The 22,716-nt window shown below is 62.7% G+C and carries 24 protein-coding genes and 1 tRNA gene; 17 read left to right on the top strand and 8 right to left on the bottom strand.

Annotation, left to right across the window (positions count from 1 at the left end):
* The first annotated feature begins 141 nt into the window (after positions 1–141).
* Positions 142–228, top strand: a tRNA-Leu gene (locus OP494_RS09815).
* Positions 229–517: 289 nt separating this feature from the next.
* On the top strand, positions 518–2,956 hold the full coding sequence (locus OP494_RS09810) for a membrane-bound PQQ-dependent dehydrogenase, glucose/quinate/shikimate family (RefSeq protein ID WP_280540541.1): 2,439 nt from the start codon (positions 518–520) through the stop codon (positions 2,954–2,956).
* A 68-nt stretch (positions 2,957–3,024) separates the two neighbouring features.
* On the opposite strand, the gene OP494_RS09805 is transcribed toward OP494_RS09810, so the two are convergent.
* Positions 3,025–3,786: an EAL domain-containing protein gene (locus OP494_RS09805; RefSeq protein ID WP_280540540.1), complete on the bottom strand. Its 762-nt coding sequence runs from the start codon at positions 3,784–3,786 to the stop codon at positions 3,025–3,027.
* A gap of 212 nt (positions 3,787–3,998) precedes the next feature.
* On the opposite strand from OP494_RS09805, the gene OP494_RS09800 reads away from it, so the two are divergent.
* A complete protein-coding gene (locus OP494_RS09800; protein WP_280540539.1) occupies positions 3,999–4,373 on the top strand; it encodes an MliC family protein in 375 nt (124 codons plus the stop codon).
* 33 nt (positions 4,374–4,406) lie between these two features.
* A complete protein-coding gene (locus tag OP494_RS09795; protein ID WP_280540538.1) occupies positions 4,407–5,015 on the top strand; it encodes a LysE family transporter in 609 nt (202 codons plus the stop codon).
* 19 nt (positions 5,016–5,034) lie between these two features.
* Here OP494_RS09795 and OP494_RS09790 read toward each other — a convergent pair whose 3' ends face one another.
* Entirely contained in the window at positions 5,035–6,687 is a 1,653-nt protein-coding gene (locus OP494_RS09790; protein WP_280540537.1) for an acyl-CoA dehydrogenase family protein, read from the bottom strand.
* An 88-nt stretch (positions 6,688–6,775) separates the two neighbouring features.
* Positions 6,776–7,345, bottom strand: a complete 570-nt coding sequence (locus OP494_RS09785; protein ID WP_280540536.1) for a TetR/AcrR family transcriptional regulator — start codon at positions 7,343–7,345, stop codon at positions 6,776–6,778.
* A gap of 87 nt (positions 7,346–7,432) precedes the next feature.
* Here OP494_RS09785 and OP494_RS09780 point away from each other — a divergent pair, with 87 nt between their 5' ends.
* From OP494_RS09780 to OP494_RS09770, 3 genes are all read left to right on the top strand, one after another.
* Positions 7,433–8,665 (top strand): MFS transporter, encoded by a 1,233-nt coding sequence (locus OP494_RS09780; RefSeq protein WP_280540535.1) that lies wholly within the window; start codon positions 7,433–7,435, stop codon positions 8,663–8,665.
* Positions 8,666–8,768: 103 nt separating this feature from the next.
* Positions 8,769–9,326, top strand: coding sequence for an NUDIX hydrolase (locus OP494_RS09775; protein WP_178999620.1), 558 nt, complete (start codon positions 8,769–8,771; stop codon positions 9,324–9,326).
* Positions 9,327–9,391: 65 nt separating this feature from the next.
* The gene (locus OP494_RS09770; protein ID WP_040243318.1) at positions 9,392–9,886 is read left to right on the top strand and encodes a glutathione peroxidase; all 495 of its coding nucleotides are present in this window, start codon (positions 9,392–9,394) and stop codon (positions 9,884–9,886) included.
* Positions 9,887–9,898: 12 nt separating this feature from the next.
* On the opposite strand, the gene OP494_RS09765 is transcribed toward OP494_RS09770, so the two are convergent.
* A complete protein-coding gene (locus OP494_RS09765) occupies positions 9,899–10,288 on the bottom strand; it encodes a hypothetical protein (RefSeq protein ID WP_097022061.1) in 390 nt (129 codons plus the stop codon).
* Positions 10,289–10,472: 184 nt separating this feature from the next.
* Between OP494_RS09765 and fabV the strand changes: the two genes are divergently transcribed.
* From fabV to OP494_RS09750, 3 genes are read left to right on the top strand one after another with little or no spacing between them, the layout of a single operon-like run.
* Positions 10,473–11,678, top strand: a complete 1,206-nt coding sequence (fabV, locus tag OP494_RS09760) for an enoyl-ACP reductase FabV (protein ID WP_280540534.1) — start codon at positions 10,473–10,475, stop codon at positions 11,676–11,678.
* A 5-nt stretch (positions 11,679–11,683) separates the two neighbouring features.
* Positions 11,684–12,355 carry a DUF2959 family protein gene (locus OP494_RS09755; RefSeq protein ID WP_280540533.1) on the top strand — a complete coding sequence of 224 codons (672 nt, stop codon included), beginning with the start codon at positions 11,684–11,686 and terminating at the stop codon, positions 12,353–12,355.
* Positions 12,342–13,316, top strand: coding sequence for a GlxA family transcriptional regulator (locus OP494_RS09750; protein ID WP_280540532.1), 975 nt, complete (start codon positions 12,342–12,344; stop codon positions 13,314–13,316). Before OP494_RS09755 ends, OP494_RS09750 begins: the two co-directional genes overlap by 14 nt.
* A 19-nt stretch (positions 13,317–13,335) precedes the next feature.
* Here the strand turns inward: OP494_RS09750 and OP494_RS09745 are convergent, their stop codons facing one another.
* A complete protein-coding gene (locus OP494_RS09745; RefSeq protein WP_280540531.1) occupies positions 13,336–14,781 on the bottom strand; it encodes a M48 family metalloprotease in 1,446 nt (481 codons plus the stop codon).
* Between the two features lie 143 nt (positions 14,782–14,924).
* Between OP494_RS09745 and OP494_RS09740 the strand changes: the two genes are divergently transcribed.
* Together OP494_RS09740 and OP494_RS09735 are read left to right on the top strand one after the other, a co-directional pair.
* The gene (locus OP494_RS09740; RefSeq protein ID WP_246919556.1) at positions 14,925–15,176 is read left to right on the top strand and encodes a sulfurtransferase TusA family protein; all 252 of its coding nucleotides are present in this window, start codon (positions 14,925–14,927) and stop codon (positions 15,174–15,176) included.
* Positions 15,173–16,264, top strand: a complete 1,092-nt coding sequence (locus OP494_RS09735) for an AI-2E family transporter (protein ID WP_280540530.1) — start codon at positions 15,173–15,175, stop codon at positions 16,262–16,264. The genes OP494_RS09740 and OP494_RS09735 overlap by 4 nt, the downstream gene beginning before the upstream one ends.
* Here the strand turns inward: OP494_RS09735 and OP494_RS09730 are convergent, their stop codons facing one another.
* Positions 16,265–16,741, bottom strand: coding sequence for a peroxiredoxin (locus OP494_RS09730; RefSeq protein ID WP_280540529.1), 477 nt, complete (start codon positions 16,739–16,741; stop codon positions 16,265–16,267).
* Between the two features lie 256 nt (positions 16,742–16,997).
* On the opposite strand from OP494_RS09730, the gene dapA reads away from it, so the two are divergent.
* The 4 genes from dapA (at position 16,998) to purC (ending at position 20,497) form a co-directional block, all read left to right on the top strand.
* Positions 16,998–17,882 carry a 4-hydroxy-tetrahydrodipicolinate synthase gene (dapA, locus tag OP494_RS09725; protein ID WP_246895497.1) on the top strand — a complete coding sequence of 295 codons (885 nt, stop codon included), beginning with the start codon at positions 16,998–17,000 and terminating at the stop codon, positions 17,880–17,882.
* Between the two features lie 24 nt (positions 17,883–17,906).
* Positions 17,907–18,857, top strand: coding sequence for an outer membrane protein assembly factor BamC (locus tag OP494_RS09720; RefSeq protein ID WP_280540528.1), 951 nt, complete (start codon positions 17,907–17,909; stop codon positions 18,855–18,857).
* Between the two features lie 13 nt (positions 18,858–18,870).
* Entirely contained in the window at positions 18,871–19,662 is a 792-nt protein-coding gene (locus OP494_RS09715; RefSeq protein ID WP_075368411.1) for an MBL fold metallo-hydrolase, read from the top strand.
* A 124-nt stretch (positions 19,663–19,786) separates the two neighbouring features.
* Complete coding sequence (gene purC / locus OP494_RS09710; protein ID WP_075368295.1) at positions 19,787–20,497, top strand: phosphoribosylaminoimidazolesuccinocarboxamide synthase; 711 nt, start codon at positions 19,787–19,789, stop codon at positions 20,495–20,497.
* Positions 20,498–20,552: 55 nt separating this feature from the next.
* Here purC and tsaA read toward each other — a convergent pair whose 3' ends face one another.
* Positions 20,553–21,311: a tRNA (N6-threonylcarbamoyladenosine(37)-N6)-methyltransferase TrmO gene (tsaA, locus tag OP494_RS09705; RefSeq protein WP_280540759.1), complete on the bottom strand. Its 759-nt coding sequence runs from the start codon at positions 21,309–21,311 to the stop codon at positions 20,553–20,555.
* Between the two features lie 146 nt (positions 21,312–21,457).
* On the opposite strand from tsaA, the gene OP494_RS09700 reads away from it, so the two are divergent.
* On the top strand, positions 21,458–21,937 hold the full coding sequence (locus OP494_RS09700; RefSeq protein ID WP_075368294.1) for a GNAT family N-acetyltransferase: 480 nt from the start codon (positions 21,458–21,460) through the stop codon (positions 21,935–21,937).
* Between the two features lie 73 nt (positions 21,938–22,010).
* On the opposite strand, the gene OP494_RS09695 is transcribed toward OP494_RS09700, so the two are convergent.
* Positions 22,011–22,628: a class I SAM-dependent methyltransferase gene (locus OP494_RS09695; protein ID WP_097022245.1), complete on the bottom strand. Its 618-nt coding sequence runs from the start codon at positions 22,626–22,628 to the stop codon at positions 22,011–22,013.
* Positions 22,629–22,716 lie beyond the last annotated feature (88 nt).

Here is a 22,716-nt window from a genome sequence, read left to right as displayed (position 1 = left end):
TGGAATCGGAAAACTGAAATCGGAGATGAGGCACGCACGGCGTGCGCTCGACGAAGGCGGCCTATGATAGTCGAGACAGACGACGAAGTCAGGCCCGAATGATTGACGTCGCCAATCTGCTCCGTATAATACGTCTCCGCTGCCCGGGTGGCGAAATTGGTAGACGCAGGGGATTCAAAATCCCCCGGTGGCGACACCGTGTCGGTTCGAGTCCGACCCCGGGCACCAACCTTCCTTCATGACCTCTGGTCATTTCAGCAAGACCATTTTCTAGCGATCTTCTGTACCTGATGGTGTCGATGAGACATGCGTCCATTTTCGTGCGCGCATGCCAAGCGTTTTGCCTACCTTTCGTTTTTATATCTTTTATTAATCAATTATGTAAAACGCTTTGATTGCTCTATCCTGGGGGCGAGCCATCAAGATGGCGGGGCACGACGGTAACGTGCCTCAAGCCACATGGCGTGTCGCTTTCACCGGCGATAAAAGGGATCACGGTCATTCAAGGAGAAAGTTCTTGGCTACTAATACATCTTCCCGCAGGGCTGGCGGTCCGTTCGCCAAGCTCGTGGGGATCATCGTTGCGCTCGTCGGCCTGGCGCTTGGCGGCGGCGGGCTTTATCTAGCGTCACTGGGCGGTTCCTGGTATTACGCGATCGCGGGCATTCTGATGCTCGTCTCCGGCGTTCAATTGGTGCGTGGCCGTGTTTCCGGTGCCTGGCTTTATGGTGTGGTGTTCATCGGCACGCTGATCTGGGCCGCATGGGAGTCCGGGCTGAATTACTGGCGCTGGATTCCGCGTCTCGATGTCGCGTTGATCCTGGCCATCCTGGTCGCGCTGGTTATGCCGAGCCTCAGGGGCGGGCCCTCGCGCAAGGCAGGTTTCTCGGTGGCGGGCGTGTTGTGCCTGGGCCTGATCGTCGCCGGTGCCTTGGCGTTCGTGCCGCGCGGTTATCAGCATATCGAGGACGTGCCGGAAGTCGCCGACAGTTCATTGGCGACCGATGTCGGCGATGCCCAGCCGGCGGATACGCCTGACGATGAAGACTGGGTCGCCTATGGGCGCGACAGCGCTGCAACGCGTTACTCGCCGCTCGATCAGGTCACCCCGGATAACGTCGGCGATCTCGAAGTGGCGTGGCAGTACCGCACTGGCGATCTGCTCGATCACCGCTGGGGCGCCGAAACAACGCCGCTCAAGGTCGGCGACGATGTGTTCTTGTGTACGTCGCGCAATATCCTGATCTCGCTCGATGCCGATAGCGGTGAAGAGAACTGGCGCTATGATCCGCAGGTATCCGAAGACGCCATTCCTTATACGGCTGCCTGCCGTGGCGTCACGTATTATGAGGTACCGGACGACCGCCTCGACGATATGGCTAATGGCGACTCGCAGAGCTGCCAAGCACGCATCATTTCCGGCACGCTCGATGGCCGTATGCTCGAAGTCGATGCCGCGACCGGCGAACCGTGTAGCGGTTTCGGGAATGACGGCCAAGTCGATATCAAAAAGAACATGGGCGAGACGCCCGAGGGCTATGTCTCCATCAACTCCGCGCCCGTGGTGGTACGTGATGTCGTCGTAACGGGCCACCAGGTGCTCGATGGGCAGCGTCGTTATCCGCCCTCCGGTGTCATCAAGGGTTTCGACGCCGTGACTGGCGAGCTCGAGTGGGCCTGGGACGCAGGGCGTCCCGAGCAGAGCGAACCACTCAGCGGTGACGAAACGTATGTGCGCGGCTCTCCCAATATGTGGACGACGGCCGCCGGTGATAGCCAGCTAGGCCTGGTGTATCTGCCGATGGCCAATAGCGCCGCCGATTACTGGAGTAGTTCGCGCACGCCGGAAGAAAACGAGTGGGCCAGCTCGATGGTGGCGCTCAACGTCGAGACCGGGCTGCCTGAGTGGCACTTCCAGACGGCGCACAAGGATGTCTGGGATTACGATCCCGGTTCGCAGCCGACATTGATCGACTTCCCCACCGATGAGGGGGAGGTGCCGGCCTTGGTGATGCCCACCAAGCAGGGCGAGATCTACGTCTTCAACCGTGAAACCGGCGAGTTGCTGGGCGGTGGTGCCGAAGAGCGCCCGGTGCCGCAAGGCGGTGCCGAACCGGAAGAGCGCAGCGAGACACAGCCGTTCTCGCGTTACGCGACCCTGCGCCAGCCCGACATCAACGAGAAAGACATGTGGGGCATGTCGCCTTTCGATCAGCTTTTCTGCCGTATCCAGTACCAGCAAGCCAGTTGGAAGGGCATGTACACGCCGCCCACCGCCGATCAGCCGTGGATTCAGTACACCGGCTATAACGGAGGCTCCGACTGGGGCAGTGTCTCCATCGACCCTCGGCGCGGGGTGATGATCGCCAATTACAATGACATGCCCAACTACAATGAGCTGGTGCCGCGCGAGGTGGCCGACGCCAAGGGCTGGAAGCCTCGCGAGGAGCTCGATAGCGATAGCGGCGGTGCCGAAGGCGCGGGCGATCCGCAGGCCAACACGCCGTACGCGATCAACGTCAACGCCGGCTGGCGCGTGCCCTACACTGGCATGCTGTGCAAGCAGCCGCCGTATGGCCATATCCGCGCCATCGAACTGGCCAGTGGCGATACGCTGTGGGACCGCCCGTTGGGGACGGCGCGCGCCAACGGCCCATGGGGAATTCGTTCTGGCTTGCCCATCGATATCGGCACGCCCAATAACGGCGGTTCGGTGGTCACGGCCGGCGGGCTGATCTTCATCGCTGCGGCGACCGATGACCTGATCCGCGCGATCGACATCGAGAGCGGCGAGACCGTGTGGCAAGCGCCGCTGCCGGCGGGCGGTCAGGCCAACCCGATGGTCTACGAGGCGAATGGTCGTCAGTATCTGGTGATCGTCGCCACGGGGCACCACTTCATGGAAACCCCTAGCGGTGATTACGTGATCGCCTATGCGTTGCCCGACGATGCCTGACGGCGCGATAGGATAGGAGAAGAACAGCGACCCCGGCATGCGTGTCGGGGTCGCTGTGTTTAGAAGGCCTAGGAAGCCGCGAAGCCGGGAACCGGAGGCAGGGCTTCGAACGCGGGGCGCGCATAATAGAAGCCTTGGTGCTGCACGATGCCGGCCTCCTCCTGGAGCCAGCGGGCTTCGTCCCGGCACTCGATGCCTTCGGCGATCATCTCGATGTCGAGCTGGGTGGCGATGTCGGCCACCGCCTTAAGCAGGATCTGGCGGCGCGTGTCGCGATGGCAACCCATCACCAGGTCACGGTCGATCTTGAGTTTGTCCGGGCGCAGCTCGGCCAAGAGGTCGAGGTTGGCGTGACCCTTGCCGAAATCATCCAAGGCGGTGGTAAAGCCCATTTGTCGATATGCGTCGATGATATTGCGCAGGTGGGCGCGGTCAGTGACGCTTTCGGTTTCGGTGATCTCGAACACCAGACGCTCGGCGGGCCACCCGACCTGCTCTGAGATCGCTAGCGTCGCCTGTATGCAGGCTTCGGGTTCATAGACGGCGTTGGGCAAGAAGTTGATCGACAGTGCGCTGGTCATGTCCAACTGACCGGCCAGTTCGATGGCCTTGACGCGACAGGCCTGATCGAAGCGATACAGCAATGCGTTCGAGACCTGGGACAGCACCTGATAGGCCGACTCGCCATTGATACCGCGTACCAGGGCCTCGTGGGTGACGATGCGTTGCGTCGCGACATCGACGATGGGCTGGAATGCCATGCTAAACGCGAACGGCAACGGGCCTTCGCAACGCTGGCAATGATGGTCGGTTCGCGCGCAATTCGGCATGCCTGACCTCCGTGTGATGGGCTGAGAGCACCGTCATGATGCCCGATAAATATCTCAGTGCGTGCTGGGCGTGTCACGCGTCGTTTAAGATAGGATGTCTGCGATATTATTGTACGATTATAAATTAGCTGCGATACGCTTTTGAGAGCGTCGCGTCGTATCGCGCTTCCATCATGATATTCCTGGATAAAGATCCTGGATAAGGAGTTCCGATGAAATCTGTGAGTCTTACCCTGTTGGCGCTCGCGACCTTGATGACGGGGTGCGCCATGCAAGGTGGCGATGCCGATCGCGTCGATCAACATACCCAGATTTACCAATGTGAGGGAGAGACGTCGTTGTCGGTGACCTATTTCCAATATGGGCCCGATACTGATCGCGCCATGCTGAGTTACGGTCACGACTCCATCCCCATGCACCAAATTGCCTCGGGCTCCGGCGCGCGCTATGCCAGCGACGATGAACAGCTCGCTTACGTCTGGCACACCAAAGGCGACAACGGCATGTTGTATCGCGAGAACGATGAGGGTGAACGCAACGTCATCGAGCGCGATTGCCAGGGCCGCATGAAAGACGCCGACAGCTAAGCTGCGCGCTCATTTCATGACGGGGTCTGTGCGATGTCACTGAGTTTGTGGCTGTCGTTGTCGGCGGTCTGTGCCATGGGTGCGATGTCGCCGGGGCCGAGCCTGGCGATGGTGCTGCGCCATACGCTAGGTGGCGGGCGCGTGCCGGGCGTCATTGCGAGCGTTTGCCATGCGGCAGGCGTGGGCTTCTACGCGGCGTTGACCGTGTGGGGCCTGGGTGCGGTCATCGCTCATCAGCCGGTGTTGTTCAAGGCGATTACCTGGGGCGGGGCAGCGTATCTGGCCTGGCTGGGCGTGAAGGCGTTGCGCGCCGGGCGCGGCGGTGCCCTGGAGGCGGGCGACATAGCGAGCCACCCCGGAGCGGCAGCGCGAGACGGCGTGCTGGTGGCGTTAGCCAATCCCAAGCTGATTCTCTTCTTCGTGGCCTTGTTGAGTCAGTTCGTCAGCGCCGACATGGGCGCGGGGGCCAAGACGACGATCGTGGCGACCGCGTCACTGATCGATGCTGGCTGGTACGTGCTGGTGGCGTTGGCGCTCTCGCATTCGGCGGTTTTGCCCTGGCTTCAGGCGCGTGCGCATTGGATCAATCGGGCGACGGGCGTCCTGCTGTTGGGGCTGGCGCTGCGCATCGTCATCGGTTGATGGGCCGTTGAAACCGCTGTCAGGTCTCGATTCGCTCAAGAATGGCGTCCAGCGGTGCGTGTGACGGCAAGACACCGAACAGCGGCGAAGCCTCCTCACCGAGGCGGGCAGCACAAAAGGTCTCACCGATGGCGATGGGCGCATGACGCAATAGCAATGCGGCCTGTAGGCATTGTGCGAGGCGCTGGGTCAACCAGCGCGCCTGCGCTTCCAGTACGTCCGGCGTGGCCTTGAGGCATCGCTCGAGGGCCTCGAGCGCCCGGTCAAAATCGGGATGCGCGCCGCGTGCCAGAGCGAGCTCCTGGCGCAGGGCGGCGATGCTTTCCGGATGGCGGGCCAGTACGCGCATCACGTCCAGGCACATGACATTGCCCGAGCCTTCCCATATCGAATTCACCGGCGCCTCGCGGTAAAGCCGCGCGAGCGGCGCCTCCTCGACGTAGCCGATACCGCCGAGACATTCCATGGCTTCGGCCATGAATGCCGGGCCACGCTTGTTGTGCCAGAACTTGGCCAGCGCAGGTAGCAGGCGTGCCAGGTCACGCTCGTGTCGATCGTGGGCGGCGCCATCGAAGGCGCGTGCGGTGCGCAGGCATAAGGCCAGGCTGGCCTCGGTTTCCAAGGCAAGGTCGGCGATCACGCGGCGCATCAGCGGCTGGTCGGCGAGGCGTTTGCCGAACGCTTCGCGTCCCTGGACATGGCGCCAGGCTTCAAGCGTTGCCTGGCGCATCATGCCGGCGGGCGCGGTGGCGGCATCGAGTCGCGTCTGCTGGACCATCTCGAGAATGGTGGCGACGCCGCGCCCCGGCTCGCCGATGGGGTGTGCCCAGGCGTCGGCATACTCGATTTCCGCCGAGGCGTTGGCGCGGTTGCCGCACTTGTCCTTGAGGCGCTGCAGTTGAATGCCATTGCGTTCGCCATCGGGGCGAAAGCGTGGCACCAGGAAACAGCCGATGCCGGCGTCGTCTTGTGCGAGAGTCAGGAAGGCATCCGACATCGGGGCGCTGCAGAACCACTTGTGGCCGGTGAGGCGCACGCTGCCATCCGGCTGGCGTGTCGCTTGGGTAGTGTTGCGGCGCACGTCGCTGCCGCCTTGTTTCTCGGTCATCGCCATGCCGAAGGTTGCCGCACGCTTGTCGCTGGCGGGCAGGGCGCGAGGGTCGTAGTCGTGTGCCAGCAGACGCGGCCCCCAGGTCTCGAGTATGGCGCTGTCATGGCGTAGCACGGGATACGCGGCGTGGGTCATGGTGATCGGGCAGCAGAACCCCGGCTCGACCTGGGTCAAGAGATAAAGCGCGGCGACATGCGCTTGATGACCGCCTTTACCTTCCTGCTCCCATGCCACGGCCTGCCAGCCGCCATCGCAGGCGAGGTGCATCAAGCGGTGATAGGCCTCGGTGTAGCGCACCTCGTCGAGCCGGCGCCCGTGCCGGTCGAACAAACGTAGCTCGGGAGGATGGCGATTGGCCTCGTCGGCGATGGCTTGCCAGGTATCACGCCCGGCCTCGCGGGCGAGCGGGGCAAGGCGCGCCGCGACCCAGGCCGGGGCGTCGCGAGCCAGAGCTTCCCGCAGGGCCGTGTCCTCTTCCAGGAGGTCATGGTCACCGCCGAGCAATGGCTGGTTGGTGACCTCGTGCGTGGCGAGATGAGTGCGAGCGGCATGATCGACCATGGAAGCGACTCCTGAAGACGGCAAGGGGATGCGTCGTGCTTCGAGCATGGTCAGACGTCGTGCCGGGGTCAATGCGACCCTGGTGGAGTTAGTCGGGCGAGTCGGTGCTTGGCAGTGTCTGCGCGATCCAGCGGCTGAGGCGCGCGGGCGTCGCTGTGTCGAGGTCGTAGAGTAGCCGGTACGTCATCGGCGCGATCACGCCGTCCATCAAGTCCTCGACCGATGGCGTGGCTTCGCCGCGCTTCACGGCACGTTCGCGCAAGCACGTCATGATCGTTTCACTGTAACGGCAGCAGCGTTCGCGTCGTTCGCGTTCGGCGCTGGCCATGATATCGCTGAGCATCCACTGGCCTGCCGGCGAGGTCATCTCGTCGAGATATTGCTCGCCCCAAGCCTGTAGATCACCCGCCAAGGAACCGGTCTGCGGCGGCTCGTCGTCGGGACGCAGGCGTTCGAGCGACACGTCCGCCAGCAACTCGGCGAGATTTCCCCAGCGCCGATAGATCGTCGACGGCGTCACGCCGGCCTTGTTCGCGATCTGGGGCACGCTGAGTTCTTCGCGGGATTTGGTGATCTGCAGCTCGCGGACCGCGTGATGCACGGCTTCTTGCACCCGCGCGCTGCGTCCCCCGGGACGAACGGCTTCTTTGATGGCCATGGTCACCTAACGCAAAATATTTGCTTTATGAGCCTGCTAAGTTCAGACTGCCTTTAACGCACAATCTTAGCATTAATGGATTTCATCATGACACCGCCTTCATCCACGGGTACGACGGATGCCTACCCGACGCCGCGCCTCGGGCAACTGACGTATTACGCCATCCTCATGATCACCTTCCTGGCGGCATCCAGCGCACCGACGCCGCTGTATCGCCTCTATCAAACGACGTGGCACTTCTCGGCAACGATGCTCACGCTGGTGTTTGCCAGCTACGTGTTTGCCTTGTTGGTGGCGCTACTGGTGTCTGGATCGTTGTCGGATCATATCGGCCGGCGGCCCGTGGTGGCCGGTGCCATCGTGGGCGAACTTCTATCGTTAGGAGTGTTCTTCTGGGCCGATAGCCTGGCGTGGCTCATGGTAGCGCGTATTCTGCAGGGCATCGCCACTGGTGTGGTGACCAGCGCGTTGGCGGCGGCCATGCTCGATAGCGATCACCGACGTGGGCCCGTCATGGCGAGTATCGCGCCGCTCTTCGGTATGGGCATCGGCGCCCTGATTGCGGGCATCTTGGTGACGTATGCGCCCGCGCCGCTGCATCTGGTGTACGCGTTCTTGGCCGTGGCGCTGGTGGTTCAAGGTTTGCTGCTAGGGCGAGTTCGCGAAAGCGTGACGCCGCGCCCGGGCGCATGGGCCTCGTTGCGGCCACGCGCCTATATACCGCCGCCTGTCCGGGGGCCGCTGATGCGCGTGGTGTCAGCGGTGATCTCGTCCTGGGCACTGGGTGGTTTCTCGCTTTCGCTGGGTCCCTCGCTCGTGGAGAGCGTCAGCGGTATTCATAACCCGCTGGTGGGGTGTCTGATTACGTTCCTGCTGCCCTGCGTGGGCGCGATCAGTGTGTTGACGCTGCGGGCCAAGCCGCCTCGTGTGGCCGTGCTCATCGGGACGGGGTGCTTGATCGTCGGGATGAGCGTGCTGTTGTTGGGGGTGCATTGGCGCAGCGTGGCGGTGCTGTTGAGCGGCACCGCCTTTGCAGGGATCGGCTTCGGCGCGGCGTTCATGGGCGCCATGCGTACGGTGATGCCTTTGGCACCGCCCACCGAGCGCTCGGCGTTGATGGCGGCGTTCTACGTCATTTGCTATTTGTCTGCCAGCCTTTTGGCCATGGTCGGCGGCGTGGCGACACAGCACATGGGGCTGCTGCCAACGACATACGTGTATGGCGGTGTCGTGGCGGCGTTGTCGCTCGCCGCCTTCATCGGTGCGCTGACGCAGCGCACGACGCCACGACGTTGCCAAGCTTGCGATAGCCCAGCGTGAGGTGCGCTTCCTTGTGCATGTCCATTAGTGTATTCGACATGACGCGATGCCCGGCCTCTGGCATGCTGAAGTCTTTCCGCATCGACACGTCACAGGACACGCCATGGTCACGCCGTCGCCTTCCGCAACGCTTGGGGCGCTGCCCGAGCCGATCATCAAGGATGAGCGCATCCAGCTGGTGGATGCACGCAATCGTCCTTGCGGCAGCGCCTCGCGTCGGCTGATGCGGCGCTTTCGCTTCTGGCACCGCGCGACGTACGTGTTCGTGCGCAATGGTCGGGGCGAGCTATGCGTGCAGCGCCGCACGCTGACCAAGGAAGTGTTTCCTGGCTATCATGATTTGGCCACCGGTGGCGTGGTCGGTGCGGGTGAAGCGGAGCATGTCGCCGCGCGTCGCGAGCTGGCGGAAGAACTCGGCATCGAGGGCGTGCCGTTGACGCCGTGTTTCACGTTTCGTTATACCGATGGCGGTAACTTCATTCATGGCAGCGCCTTCTTGGCCGATTACGATGGGCCGCTGGTGTTGCAAGCGGACGAAGTCGCCGACGCCACCTGGTTGACGGTGGAGGCCGCGCTGGCTCTGGAAGACGCCACGCCGGATAGTCGCGTCGCGCTGGAACACATGCTCGCCCAAGGCTGGTTGACGGCACAGGATGATTGAAGCTCTGCCGCAGGCGGACGACAATGAAAAGGTATCCCCGACGATGAATGCGATGCGCGACCGCCATGACGCTATATAGCCAGGATTGCCATACCAACCGGATGGAGCCCTTCAATCTGCGCGCGCTGCGCGGGCAGGTGTTGTTAATCGTCAATGTCGCCAGCCGCTGCGGTTATACGCCGCAACTCAAGGAACTCGAGTGGCTGTATCGCCGTTATCACGATCAGGGCTTTACCGTGCTGGCGTTCCCCTGCAATCAGTTTGGCCGCCAGACGCCGGAGTCGGCCGAGGGGTTCGGCGCGTTTTGCACGCGTGAATATCGGGTCAGTTTTCCGGTGATGGAAAAGGTCCACGTCAACGGGCGCGATGCCCATCCGCTGTTCGTCCTGCTGCGCCGCCAGGCGCCGGGCGTGCTGGGAAGTACTCCCATCAAGTGGAATTTCACCAAGTTCCTGGTGGGGCGCGATGGCCATGTGATCCGACGTTTCGCGCCGCGCGTCTCGCCGCGCAGCATGGCGGTAGATATCGAGCAGGCGCTGGACATCCCGTTCTCGGCATGACGCTCTTATGGCTCATGATGCGGTCGCATGCAGACGCTCGATCAAGATGTCGAAACGTGGCCGGCTCATCATCGTGGTCAACCCGGAAAACAGTAGCCAAAAGCCCTTGCGCCAGCCATGTAGACGACGCGTGTGGCGTGCCAGGTCGAGCAGCAGGCGGTCCTCGTCGAAGTGGCGCCACTCGCCAGCCACCGACATCTGGCGACGCGACATGACCGGCGCCATCTCCAGCCGATAGATCATTTCCAGTTCCTGAGGCGTATGGCCTTGGGCCTCGACCACCTCGAGCATGCGGGTATATTCGCGCTCCCGGGGCTCGCGCTCGAGCCACAGGGGCGAGAGCGCGAGCCACAGGGCGCCACGGCGTTCCAATAGGGATTCAAGCTCGTTGGGGTCGTGCATGTTGTAGGCCTTCGCTGTGAAGGGGCATCTTCGGCCACTCGTCCATGACGAGCAAGGGGGTGCGGACATGGACGCCTTCACCCGCTAGAATGCCCCACAATAAAGAAACCGTGCATTGGCGCGTGTTTCCCCGTGGCGGTTGCGACCGCGATCAACGCATGACGTCAGCAAAGAGGTTTCCTCTGTGATCATCAAACCCAAGGTTCGTGGCTTCATCTGCACTACGACGCATCCCAAGGGCTGCGAGCGCAATGTTGCCGAACAGATTGCCACCACGCGTGCGAACATTCCGCAAAGCGAACAGGAAAAGGGCCCGAAGAAGGTGTTGGTGATCGGCGCCTCCAGCGGCTATGGCCTGGCCGCACGTGTCACCGCGGCCTTCGGTTACGGGGCGTCGACACTCGGTGTTTTCTACGAGAAGCCGGGCACCGAGAAGAAGCCGGGCACGGCGGGGTGGTACAACGCGGCGGCGTTCGACAAGTTCGCCAAGGAAGAAGGCCTTTACAGCAAGGCGATCAATGGCGATGCCTTCTCGCACGAAGCACGCGCCAAGGCCATCGAGTTGATCAAGCAGGACTTGGGCCAGATCGACTTGGTGGTGTACTCGCTGGCCTCGCCGGTACGCAAGATGCCCGATAGCGGCGAGCTCAAACGCTCGGCCCTCAAACCCATCGGCGAGACCTATACCGCCACGGCCATCGATACCAACAAGGATGCCATCACCGAAGCCTCCGTCGAGCCGGCCACCGAGCAGGAAATCGCCGATACCATCACCGTCATGGGCGGTGAGGACTGGGAGCTTTGGATCGATGCGCTGGACGAGGCGGGCGTGTTGGCGCCGGGCGCGCGCAGCGTGGCGTTCAGCTACATCGGCACCGAGATCACCTGGCCGATCTACTGGCATGGCGCGCTGGGCAAGGCCAAGGAAGACCTGGATCGCGCCGCCGGCGAAATCGACGCGCGTCTGTCCAAGGAAGGGGGCAGTGCCAATGTGGCGGTGCTCAAGTCGGTGGTGACTCAGGCCAGCGCAGCGATCCCGGTGATGCCTCTTTATATCTCGATGGTCTACAAGATCATGAAAGAGAAGGGCCTGCACGAGGGCACCATCGATCAGCTCAATCGCCTGTATGCCGAGCGTCTCTATTCATCTCAAGAGCAGGATACCGACGAAGCGGGCCGCCTGCGTCTCGACGATTGGGAGCTGCGCGACGACGTGCAGCAGCCGTGCAAGGAGCTATGGTCGCAGGTAACCACCGACAATCTCTTCACGCTGACCGATTACGCCGGTTACAAGCACGACTTTCTCAAGCTGTTCGGCTTCGAGCGTGAGGATGTCGATTATGAGGCGGACGTCGACCCCGTAGCGGAGTTCGACGTCGTGCAGCTGTGACCGTCGTGTCCGAGCGCCTAGCCTGCACGTTGCGCTGGGGTGTGTGTGTCGTGTTGCTGGGCCTGCTCGCTGGGTGTCAGAGCTCGCCATATTATGCGTCCATGGAGCGTCTCGGCGTGTCGCGCGGCGAGGTGCTGGCGGAGCGCGTCGACGCTGCCCGGCAGGCCCAGCAACGTGCCCGGGAGGCACTGGACAGCGCCTTGTCGCGCCTGGCGCTGGCGCTTTCCGCCTCGCCGAGCACCTTCTCGCGTGAGCGCGAGGCACTGACGCATGCGCTTGAGGAAAGCGACGATGCGCAGCGCGATCTGGCCTGGCGGCTCGATGATGCCGACGAGGCGGCCGAGGCGGTATTCACCGAATGGCGCGAGGAACTCGACGATTACCACGATGAGCGTTATCGCGAACTCAGCGAGCGGCAATTGGCCGAGTCACGAGAACGCTATGAAGACATCCGCCAGGCGCTTGCCACCTCGCGCGAGCAGGTGCGGCCGCTGACGGAGACGCTCAACGATACCGCGCTGCTGCTCGAGCACGAGGAAAAGGCGCGCGATCTGGCCTCGTTGGGTGATCGGATGCCCGATATGCGTGGCACGCTGGATGAACTCGCCACGCGTGCCGCGCATATCGACCGCGAGACGGATGCGCTGGTGGAGGCGCTGCTCGATGCCAGGGAGTGAAGAGCGCCGTGATGCACCCCGCCAGGTGGGGTTTTTGCTGTTGCCGGGATTTTCGCTGCTGGCGCAGGCCTGTGCTATGGAGCCGTTGCACGTCGCTAACTTGCTGGCCGAGCGTCGGCTCTATGTGCCACGGACCTTCGGGCTCGATGGGCGCGCGGTGAAAAGCGCTGCGGAGTTGGCGTTGACGCCGGAAAGCGTGGCAGGCAGCGATGTCCAGCGTTTGGATATGCTCATGGTGTGCGGCGTGAGTTCGTCGCCAGCGAGCGAATCCCCCGACTTGCATGGCTGGCTGCAACGGCTGGCGTCACGCGGGGTCATGCTGGGCGGCATTGCCGGCGGTACCCAGGTGCTGGCACGCGCCGGCGTACTGGAGGGCTATCGGGTCACGTTGCACGTCGCCGGGGCCGATGCCTTCACGCGGGACTTTCCCGGCGTGCATGTCTCGCATCAGCTGTTCGAGATCGACCGTGATCGTTTGACCTGCGGGGGCGGCACGGCAGCGATGGATATGATGATGACGTTGATCGCGCAGCAGCATGGCGCGCGGCTGGCCGAGCGCGTCTCCGAGCACTTCGTCTGTGAGCGGATCCGCATGGCGGATGAGCCACAGCAAGTGCCGCTGCGCGCGCGCCTCTCGCACGCACCGCAGAGCCTGGTCGACGCGGTGACGCTGATGGAGTCGAACATCGAAGAGCCGCTGACCACCCACGAGCTGGCGGAACACCTGGGGATTTCTCGGCGGCAGTTGGAGCGGTTGTTCAAGAAGTACCTGCAGGCGGTGCCTAGCCGTTACTACTTGGAGCTGCGTCTTCATAAGGCCCGTCAGTTGCTGCGCGACAGCGAGCAGGCGGTCGGCGACATTGCCCTATCCACGGGGTTTTCCTCCGGGGCGCATTTCTCCACGGCGTACCGTAACCATTTCGGCATCAGCCCGCGCGACGAGCGCATACCGCGGCATTGACGGCAGTTTTCGTACACCGCTAGAAGTCTTGGAGTGCCCGTCGATATCCCAGATAGGCTTTGCGGCGCTCGCCTAAGCGGCTGGCCATGGCGAAGTCGCCCTGGTCGCGTGCCGTCTCTTCGGCGATGTCGAGCTGTTTGATGGCGCGGTCGATATGACCGGTCAGTTGCAATTGCTCGGCGCGGGCGAGCATCCCCCACAGATCGCGGTCGCTGCGTCCGGCAGCCTCTGCGAGCAGAGAGAAGACGTGCGGGTCCTCGGGGTATTGATCGCTCATGCGGCGCAAAATGTCGTATGCCTGGCGTGGGGCTTGCTGCAGTAGGACCTCCGCCTCGATGAGCTGCGCCGGGCGATAATCCGGCTGCAACCGCAGGATCCGTCGGGCGCGGCTCAATGCCACATCGCGCTGGCCGGCGTCGAGTGCCACCTGGGCTGCGCTGGCCGGCAGCATCGAGAGATTCGGCTGTGCCGCGCTTAACTGGTCGATCACGTCGAGTGCCTGTGCGGTATGACCGTTGCGGGCATCGATCAGCGCTTGCAGGTAGCGTATCGCGGCGTCAGGAGAGTCGTCCTGACGTAGCTGCGTCATGGCCTGTTCGGGGTTGTCGCGATTGAGCGCGAGCAAGGCACGTGCGCGAATCAGGTCGAAGGCCGTGCCGTCGTGCGGTGCGGGTGAGGGCATCTGATCGGCGCGGACCTGGGTGTCGGCGATGCGCGCTTCGGTGACCGGGTGTGTGAGCAGGAATTCCGGCGGGTTGCCGCCCTGGAGGCTGGATAGGCGTTGCATGGCGCGGAAGAGCTCGGGCATGGCCTGCGGGTCGAAGCCGGCATCGGCCAGAGCCTTCAGCCCGACGCGGTCGGCTTCCTGCTCGAAACGCCGGGAATAGGCGAGCTGATCCTGAATGAAGGCTGCTTGCGAGCCGACCATGGTGGCCAGCCCCGCATCGCCAGCGCCGCCTGCAGCGAGGACCATGCCGACCAGCATGGCGCCCATGGTGGGTAGCTGTGTCTCTTCCACGCGCTGCATGCGGCGCGCGAAATGATGCTGTGACAAATGGCCGAGCTCGTGGGCGATCACCGAGGCCAGGGCATCCTCGCTCTCGGTGAAGGTGAACAGGCCGCTGTTGACGCCGATCACGCCGCCCGGCACGGCGAAGGCATTGAGGAGTCGGCTGTCGACCAGGGTGATGACAGTGTCGTCGTGGACCCCAGCATGCGGTAACAGGCGCGCCACTAGGCCATGAATGTAATCTTGCGCGATGGGATCTTGCCACTCGTTGGTCTGGGCGCGGAACTGACGTAGCCAGGCGCGCCCCAGGCGATGTTCCTCACCGCTCGAGACGGTAGCGCTCGAGCCACCTAGCTCGGGAAGCCCGTAATCGTTTTGTGCCAGGGCATTTGACGCGAAGGCGCAAAATGTCAGGGCGAGACATAGGGCAGGAAGCAGCGTCCAGCGACGTGACATGGGCATCCTCTTGAATGGCGCGACGGGGCGGATAGGCCGACGGCATGGTGCACGCCATGCTACCGTTGTCTTCGACATTGAACTGACTGGCAAAGTGCCTTTAAATCGTTGCGTTTTCAACTACCGAACCGCTGGGGGCGCAGATGGCGTTGCAACCCGATCAGATGCTCGACGCACGTGGCCTGCATTGTCCGTTGCCGCTACTCAAGGCCAAGCAGGCCCTGTCGACGCTCGAGGTGGGAGCGTTGCTCGAGGTTCAGGCGACCGATGTGGGCTCGTGGCAGGATTTCGAGACCTTTGCCGCGCAGGGGACGCACCGGCTCGAGGCGCGTGAAGAACGCGATGGCGTCTACTTTTATTGGCTGCGCAAGGGTGAACGAGGAAGCACAGCATGACGATGAAAGGCCTCTTCAAGGGGTGGATGGAGCGCTATTTCTCGGATGAGGAAGCGGTCGTCTTGCTCATCGTGCTGGTGTTGGGCTTTGCCGCCGTCATCTGCCTGGGCCAGATGCTGGCGCCGTTCTTCACCGCCCTGGTGTTGGCCTTCCTTCTGGAAGGCGTGGTCGCGTGGTTAGAGCGGCGCGGCTTGCCACGCCTGCTGTCGGTACTGGTCGTGTTCCTGATCTTTCTGGGCGCATTATTGGCGCTGGCCCTGGTGATCATGCCACTGGTCTGGAACCAGATGGTAGAACTGGTGCAGGAGGCGCCGCGTATGTTCGCCAGTGGCCAGGCATGGCTGGATACCTTGCAGTCGCATTACCCGACCTTGATCACTCCCGATCAGGTCGAACGGTGGATCGCCACCGCCGGGCGCGAGGCGACCCAGCTCGGTCAACGGGCACTGACGCTGTCGCTGGCGTCGTTGGGCAATTTATTGGGGGTGATCGTCTATTTGGTATTGGTGCCGATCCTGGTGTTTTTCTTGCTCAAGGACCGCGAACGCCTGACGCTGTTCCTGCTGTCCCTGCTACCCAAGAAGCGTGTCCTGATGACGCGCATCTGGCATGAGATGGACGATCAGATCGCCAACTACATTCGCGGCAAGGCGATCGAGATCCTGATCGTGGGCGTGGTGGCCTTCATCACCTTCTGGACGTTCGGGTTGCCCTATTCCACCTTGCTGGCACTAATCGTCGGCTTGTCGGTGCTGGTGCCGTACATCGGCGCGGCGGTGGCGACCTTGCCGGTAGCCGCCGTCGCGGGTTTCCACTTCGGCATCGGTGACCAACTCGCCTACGTACTGCTGGCCTATGCCGTGATTCAGGCGCTGGATGGCAACGTGCTGGTGCCTATCCTGTTCTCCGAGGCGGTCAACCTGCATCCGGTGTCGATCATCTTGGCGGTGCTGTTCTTCGGCGGTATATGGGGCTTTTGGGGCGTATTCTTTGCGATTCCGCTGGCGACCTTGATCAAAGCGCTGGTGTATGCATGGCCGCGCGGTGTGCGCGACCCAGGCTTGCGGCCTCCCCCGGCGGAGCAGTGATCAGGAGGTCGTATTGAGTTCACGGGCGGCGTTGAGGACCTCCTCGACGTGGCCTTTGACTTTCACCTTGCGCCATTCGCGTGCCAGTTTGCCGTCGGTGTCGATCAGGAAGGTGCTGCGTTCTATACCCAGGTGCTCTTTACCGTAGAGTTTCTTGAGTTTGATGACATCGAAGAGTTGGCATAATGCCTCGTCTTTGTCGGAAATCAGCTCAAAATTGAACCCTTGCTTGGCCTTGAAGTTCTCATGGGCACGCAGCCCGTCTCGTGAGACACCGAGAATGACGGTGTTGGCGGCCTCGAAGTCGGCCTTATGGTCGCGGAAGTCGCCCCCTTCGGTGGTGCAGCCCGGGGTACTATCCTTGGGATAGAAATAGATCACGACTTGCCGGCCACGATAGTCGGAAAGTGTGATTTGCGTATCGCCCGTTGCCGGGGCGCTGAAATCGGGGACGTGCTGGCCGATGCTGACGCTCATGAAGGTTCCTCGAATGCTGACGTGAAAGATGTCGTTGCCTGAACGTGGGCGGTTAAGATTACATTGCAGCTAGGTGCGCGTGTCAAAGCACGCCGCTTCTGTACAGGATGCAGCTGGCTGAGTACCATTTGACGTTGATCGACATCATGACAGTAAAGGCCGGTCCGGCGCTCGAACGCCCGGTTGGCGATACGCGCATTTATCGCTCGCGCATGCCGGTGGCACGCTGGCCCGATTCACAGGAGAGCACTGCAGGATGATCACAGGCAGCATCGTCGCTTTAGCGACACCGATGAAGGCCAGTGGCGATATTGACTGGGAGGCGCTGCGTCGCCTGGTGGAGTTCCATCTCGACAACGGCACCGATGCCATCGTCGCGGCGGGCACCACCGGTGAGCCGACCACCATGTCTTTCGCCGAACATTTCGACGTCATTCGCTGCGTCGTCGAGGAAGTCGACGGCCGCGTTCCGGTGATCGCCGGTACCGGCGCCAACGCAACCTCGGAAGCGGTCGAGCTGGCGCGTTACGCACGCGAAGTAGGCGCAGACCTCTGCTTGTCGGTGGCCCCTTACTACAACAAGCCCACGCAGGAAGGGCTTTACCAGCATTTCAAGGCTGTCGCCGAGGGTGGAGGATTGCCCGTCATCCTCTACAACGTGCCCGGTCGCACCTGCTCGGATATCTACAACGAGACCGTGTTCCGTCTTGCCGAGGTCGAGAACATCGTCGGACTCAAGGACGCCACCGGCAATCTCGAACGCGCCGAGGAGCTGGTCGAGCGTCTCAAGGATACCGGTTTCGCGCTTTACTCCGGTGACGATCCCACGGCGTGCGATTTCATGCTGATGGGAGGCCATGGCGATATCTCGGTATGCGCCAACGTCGCGCCGCGCGCCATGCATGAGTTGTGCGAGGCCGCCGTGGCCGGCGATACCGAAAGAGCGCATCAGATCAATTCACGCCTCATGTCGCTGCACACCGCACTGGGGGTCGAGGCCAACCCGATTCCGGTGAAGTGGGCGCTCAATCGCATGGGACTGGCGGAAAAGGGCATCCGCCTGCCGATGACGTGGCTCTCCGACAAGTATCACTCCACGGTGAGTGAAGCCCTGCAGCTCGCCGGCGTGACCGAAGGCTGACCAACGCATCAATAAGGTGAATGCATGAACCCCGTCCTGAAATGGATGCCGCTGATCATCGGCGCCACTCTGATCGTGAGTGGCTGTAGCCGTTCCGGTTTTTATTATGACCGCAACACTGAATATGCCGATGCCGAGATGGTCGAGCCATTGACGCTGCCGGATTCGCGCGACTCGTCACAGTACCAGAACGCCATGCCGGTGCCCGATGCCGAGAGTGATTTCGTGGCTACGGACGAAGACTTCGACGTGCCGCGCCCACGTCCGCTGGCCTCTAGCCAGGAAGCCGAGACGGCCTTCGTCGAATCCCGCGAGGCCGGTGACGAGCGTTGGTTGGTCGTCAATGCCGCTCCGGGGGGTGTCTGGCCGATGTTGCAGGGATTCGCATCCGCGCAGGGTACCAATGTCGCAAATACCGATGTTGATGCTGGGCGTCTCGAGACCGATCTGGGGACGTTGAGTATCCGTCAGGGGTTGCGTGAAGGCTCCAGCGAAGTGCGTTGTGAAGACAGCGGCAACGAAGCCCGGTGCCTTGATGCGCTGCAGCGCTACCTGAGCGACAACGTCGATGATCAGGAAGGCGTTTCTCTGGCGGCACAACCGCTGGCGAGCAATGAGCGCGTACGCTTGTCGAACCACGATGGCGAGTGGCAGCTCGAGCTGGCACTGAATCTTGAACGTGCCTGGCCGGAACTGCGTTATCAACTGGAGAACAACTTCGAGGACCAACAGGGCACCTTGGTCGATCAGAATCGTAGTGCCGGTCAGTTCGTGATCGATTACACCGCCCGCGATGACGATTCCGGCTGGTTCGATTGGTTCGGCGGCGACGAGGCGACCCAACGCTACCGCCTCAATGTCAGCGCCAACGCTCGTGACACCACGCAGGTGCGTGTCAGTGACGAAGACGGCGGCTCAGTGAATTCGGGCGATGCCCGTGAAGTGCTCGACGCCGTGGCGGCGACCTTGCGCTGAGATGCCGGACGGCATGACAGATCAGCCTACGGCGTCGCCGGCCCTGCGTTTCGCATCGCTGGGTAGCGGCAGCAAGGGCAATGCCACGTTAGTCAGCGACGGTGAAACGCACGTGCTGGTGGATTGCGGCTTTGGCATGCGCGAGGCGGAGCGCCGTCTCGCGCAGTTCGGTTTGCATCCTCGTCAGCTCGACGCCGTGCTTCTCACCCATGAGCACGGCGATCACATTCGTGGCGTGGGTCCCTTGGCGCGGCGCTACGCGATCCCGGTCTATTTGACCGCAGGCACCTGGCTATCGGGACGCCTGGGCGAGGTGCCGCGCCATGAGTGGGTGGTGCCTCAATCACGCTTCGCGATCAAGGGGCTGGAGATCGAGCCGGTGACGGTGCCCCACGATGCACGCGAGCCGGTGCAATTTCGGTTTCGCGCGCATGGCCGCCATCTGGGGGTGCTCACCGATCTCGGTCACCCCAGTGAACATGTCATCGATGCGTTCCGGGGTTGTGATGCGCTGATTCTCGAGTGCAATCACGATCGCCACATGCTCGATGTCGGCCCCTACCCGCCGCGCCTCAAGCGGCGGGTAGGCGGTCACTGGGGACACTTGGCCAATGTCCAGGCCGCCGAACTCTTGTCGCGGCTGGGGCTGGATCGCCTGCAGCGTATCGTGTGTTCGCATATCTCGGAAGAGAACAATCGCCCCGAACTGGCGCTGGAAGCGCTGACGCCATTGTTGTCCGGCGATGAGTCGCGTTTGCTGGTATCGGCGCAGGAACATGGCTTCGCCTGGCAGAGCATCGCGTGAGTGGAAGCCGTGCGTCGTTGGCACCGTAGAGACGCCTTGAATAGCCTTTGAATACGTCGCGGGTCGTGCGATCCGCGCTCAGACAAGAGCCAGCCGGCCCCGCGAGGGCCATTGTGGAGATCCCATGGAAAAACGTGACGAGCTGTACGCGGGCAAGGCCAAGTCCGTCTACCGCACCGATGATCCGCAGCGTTTGATCCTGCACTTCCGCGACGACACCAGCGCCTTCGATGGCAAGAAGAAGGAGTCGCTGGCGCGCAAGGGCATGGTCAACAATAAGTTCAATGCCTTCATCATGGAAAAGCTCCAGGCGGCGGGCATTCCCACGCATTTCGAGACGCTGCTCTCCGACGACGAGTGTGTGGTCAAGAACCTCGAGATGATTCCCGTCGAGTGCGTGGTGCGCAATGTCGCCGCGGGCGGGCTGGTACGCCGTCTCGGTGTCGAGGAAGGCCAGACGTTGATGCCGCCGACCTTCGAGTTGTTCCTCAAGGACGATGCCAATGGCGACCCGATGATCAACGAGTCGTTGGCCGAGACGTTTGGCTGGGCGACGCCTGAGCAACTGGCGACCATGAAAGCGTTGACCTTCCAGGTCAACGACGTTCTCAAGCAGTTGTTTCTCGATGGCGACATGCTGCTGGTCGACTACAAGCTCGAGTTCGGCATGTTCGACGGCCAGGTGACGCTGGGCGATGAGTTTTCGCCGGATGGCTGTCGCCTGTGGGACGCCAACACTCGCGAGAAGATGGACAAGGACCGCTTCCGCCAGGGGCTGGGCGGTGTCATCGAAGCCTATGAAGAAGTCGGGCGGCGGATCGGCATCACGTTCTGACTGCCGTGCGTTTTCGGCTATGCCATCGGGGCGCCCACGGGCGCCCCGATGTCGTTCACGCGGGGGAAGACGCCACGACGATGTCTTCCACATGCATCGCCTCGATGCCGTTGGACGTACTCGGGTGAAAGCGCACGTCCACATCGCGTAGGCGCACACCATAGCGGCGTTCGGACGTGTTCTGCGCGTTCTTGTGGTACGCGGGGCGCGGGTCCTGGGCCAACACCTGGCGTATCAATTCACGCAATGAGTCGCCGTCACGACGCCTCAAAAGAGCCGCTTCGGCGGTCGCCGAAAACGTTACCGGCAGCGATGGCGGTGGCGCGGGGGCGAAGCCACTGCGTGCCTCGGGGAGCGCTTCGGCCCAGGCCAGATAGGGTTTGATGTCGAGCACCGGCGTGCCGTCGACGAGATCGTGCCCGCGCAGGTGAAGCGTCACGCCGTGGTGCGTCTCGATCTTCACTAGCTCGACCAGCGACAGCCCCAGGCGGTTGGGGCGATGGGTGCTGCGCGTGGCGAAGACGCCGTGTTTGGCATTGCCACCCAGACGCGGCGGACGCACCAATGGCGTCCAGCGCGTGGGGCTTTGGTGGAAGATGAAGGTCAGCCACAGATGGCTGAACGCATCCAAGCCGCGCACAGTGAGTGGATCGTCGAACGGTGGCGCAAGCGTTAGCGTCGCCCGTGCGGCACTGGCCAGCCCCGGTTGGCGCGGAATGCCGAACTTGTCCGGGTAGTCGCTGGTGATACGTCCGATGGGCGTGAGCGTGAAAGCTGTCGACGCCTCGGACGAAGGAAAATCATAATCGGTCATCGTGACATTATGCCCAATGCCGTCACGTGCAGCGAGACATGCTGGCGTGGCATGCAGGCCTTGTGTAGGCTGCGCGATGCCCATCACCATGGCGGCCTGGGCGCTCGCGGAGCGTCCGCCAGGCATGCCATTTCCAGGAGGCAACGGTGACCGAACGAATCGTCTATCGCGAGGCTACGCCGCGTGATGCCGCCGATCAGGCGGAAGTGTTTCACCATGCCGTAATGCAGGGTGCCGCCGGTTATTACACGCTGGCGCAACGCGAGGCGTGGACCATGGCCCTACCGCGCGATGCCGAGGCTTGGGCGGCGCGCCAGGTGCTCTATCCTACGTTGGTGGCGGTCTGCGACGGGCGCTGCGTGGGATTCTGTGAACTCGACCCCGGCGAAGGGCGCATCGAAACGCTTTATGTGTGGCCCTCGCTGGCCGGTCGAGGCGTGGGCGGCCGCTTGCTGGAGCACGCCGAAGGGGAGATGCGCCAGCGTGGCGTGGCGTGCATGCGAATCGAGGCCAGTCTGGTGCTGGCGGATGCTCTGGTACGCCGTGACTGGCGTCACGAAGGGGAAGACTGGGTCGAGCGTGCCGGTGAGCGAATGCCCCGTGTTCGGCTCAGCAAGGCACTCTAAGCTTTTTTGTTAAAAGCCGGCGTGTCTGATGAAAAGCCGGCGTGTTTGATAAGAAGTCGGCGGGTCGCTCCGATTACGCCTTGCGGGCCAGCAGGGCGCGGAACAGCGAGCCCATCATCACCGGCGTGTCGTGTTCGACGATGAAGCCGGCGCCTTCCAGGAGTGGCCGCGCCTGACGCGTGATGTCGGTAGCCAGAAAGGAGGTCACCATATTCACCAGGCGCCTGCCCAGGCCGGCGGGGCGAGCATCGCTCTGGAACTTGTCCATCACGCACAATTGGCCGTCTTCCGCCAACACGCGGTGCGCCTCGCTCAACCCTGCCTTGGGGTCGGGCATGACGGCGACGATCAAGTGCATCACGACGACATCGAAATGCGCATCGGGATACGCCAGTCGCGCGGCATCCATCGTCGCGGCGATGACGTCCAGCCCATGGCGATCGGCACGCGCCTCGAGACGCGCGATCATCACCGGTGAGATATCGATGGCATGTACTTCGATGTCGCGTGGCAGGCAGGGCAAATCGAGCCCCGTACCGGCGCCCACCAGCAGAACGCGCTGACCTTGCCGCCAATGCACGGCCTCCAGCGCGAGGCGGCGCGCGCGTCGGAACGCCCGTGCGGCCACCAAGTCGTAGACCGGTGCGTAAAGCGAATAGCGCAGTCGGTTCCAGGCGGTCGTGTTGAGCATGACATGGCGCTCCGGCAAGGGCATAACGCCGTCTTAGCACGTTGCCGGCGAGGCGTCCATGTAGGAATGGATTCGTGACACGCGCTCG

It is taken from the genome of Chromohalobacter sp. 11-W, from assembly GCF_029889905.1.
GTDB lineage: Bacteria > Pseudomonadota > Gammaproteobacteria > Pseudomonadales > Halomonadaceae > Chromohalobacter.
This window is presented reverse-complemented; position numbering and strand designations above follow the sequence as displayed.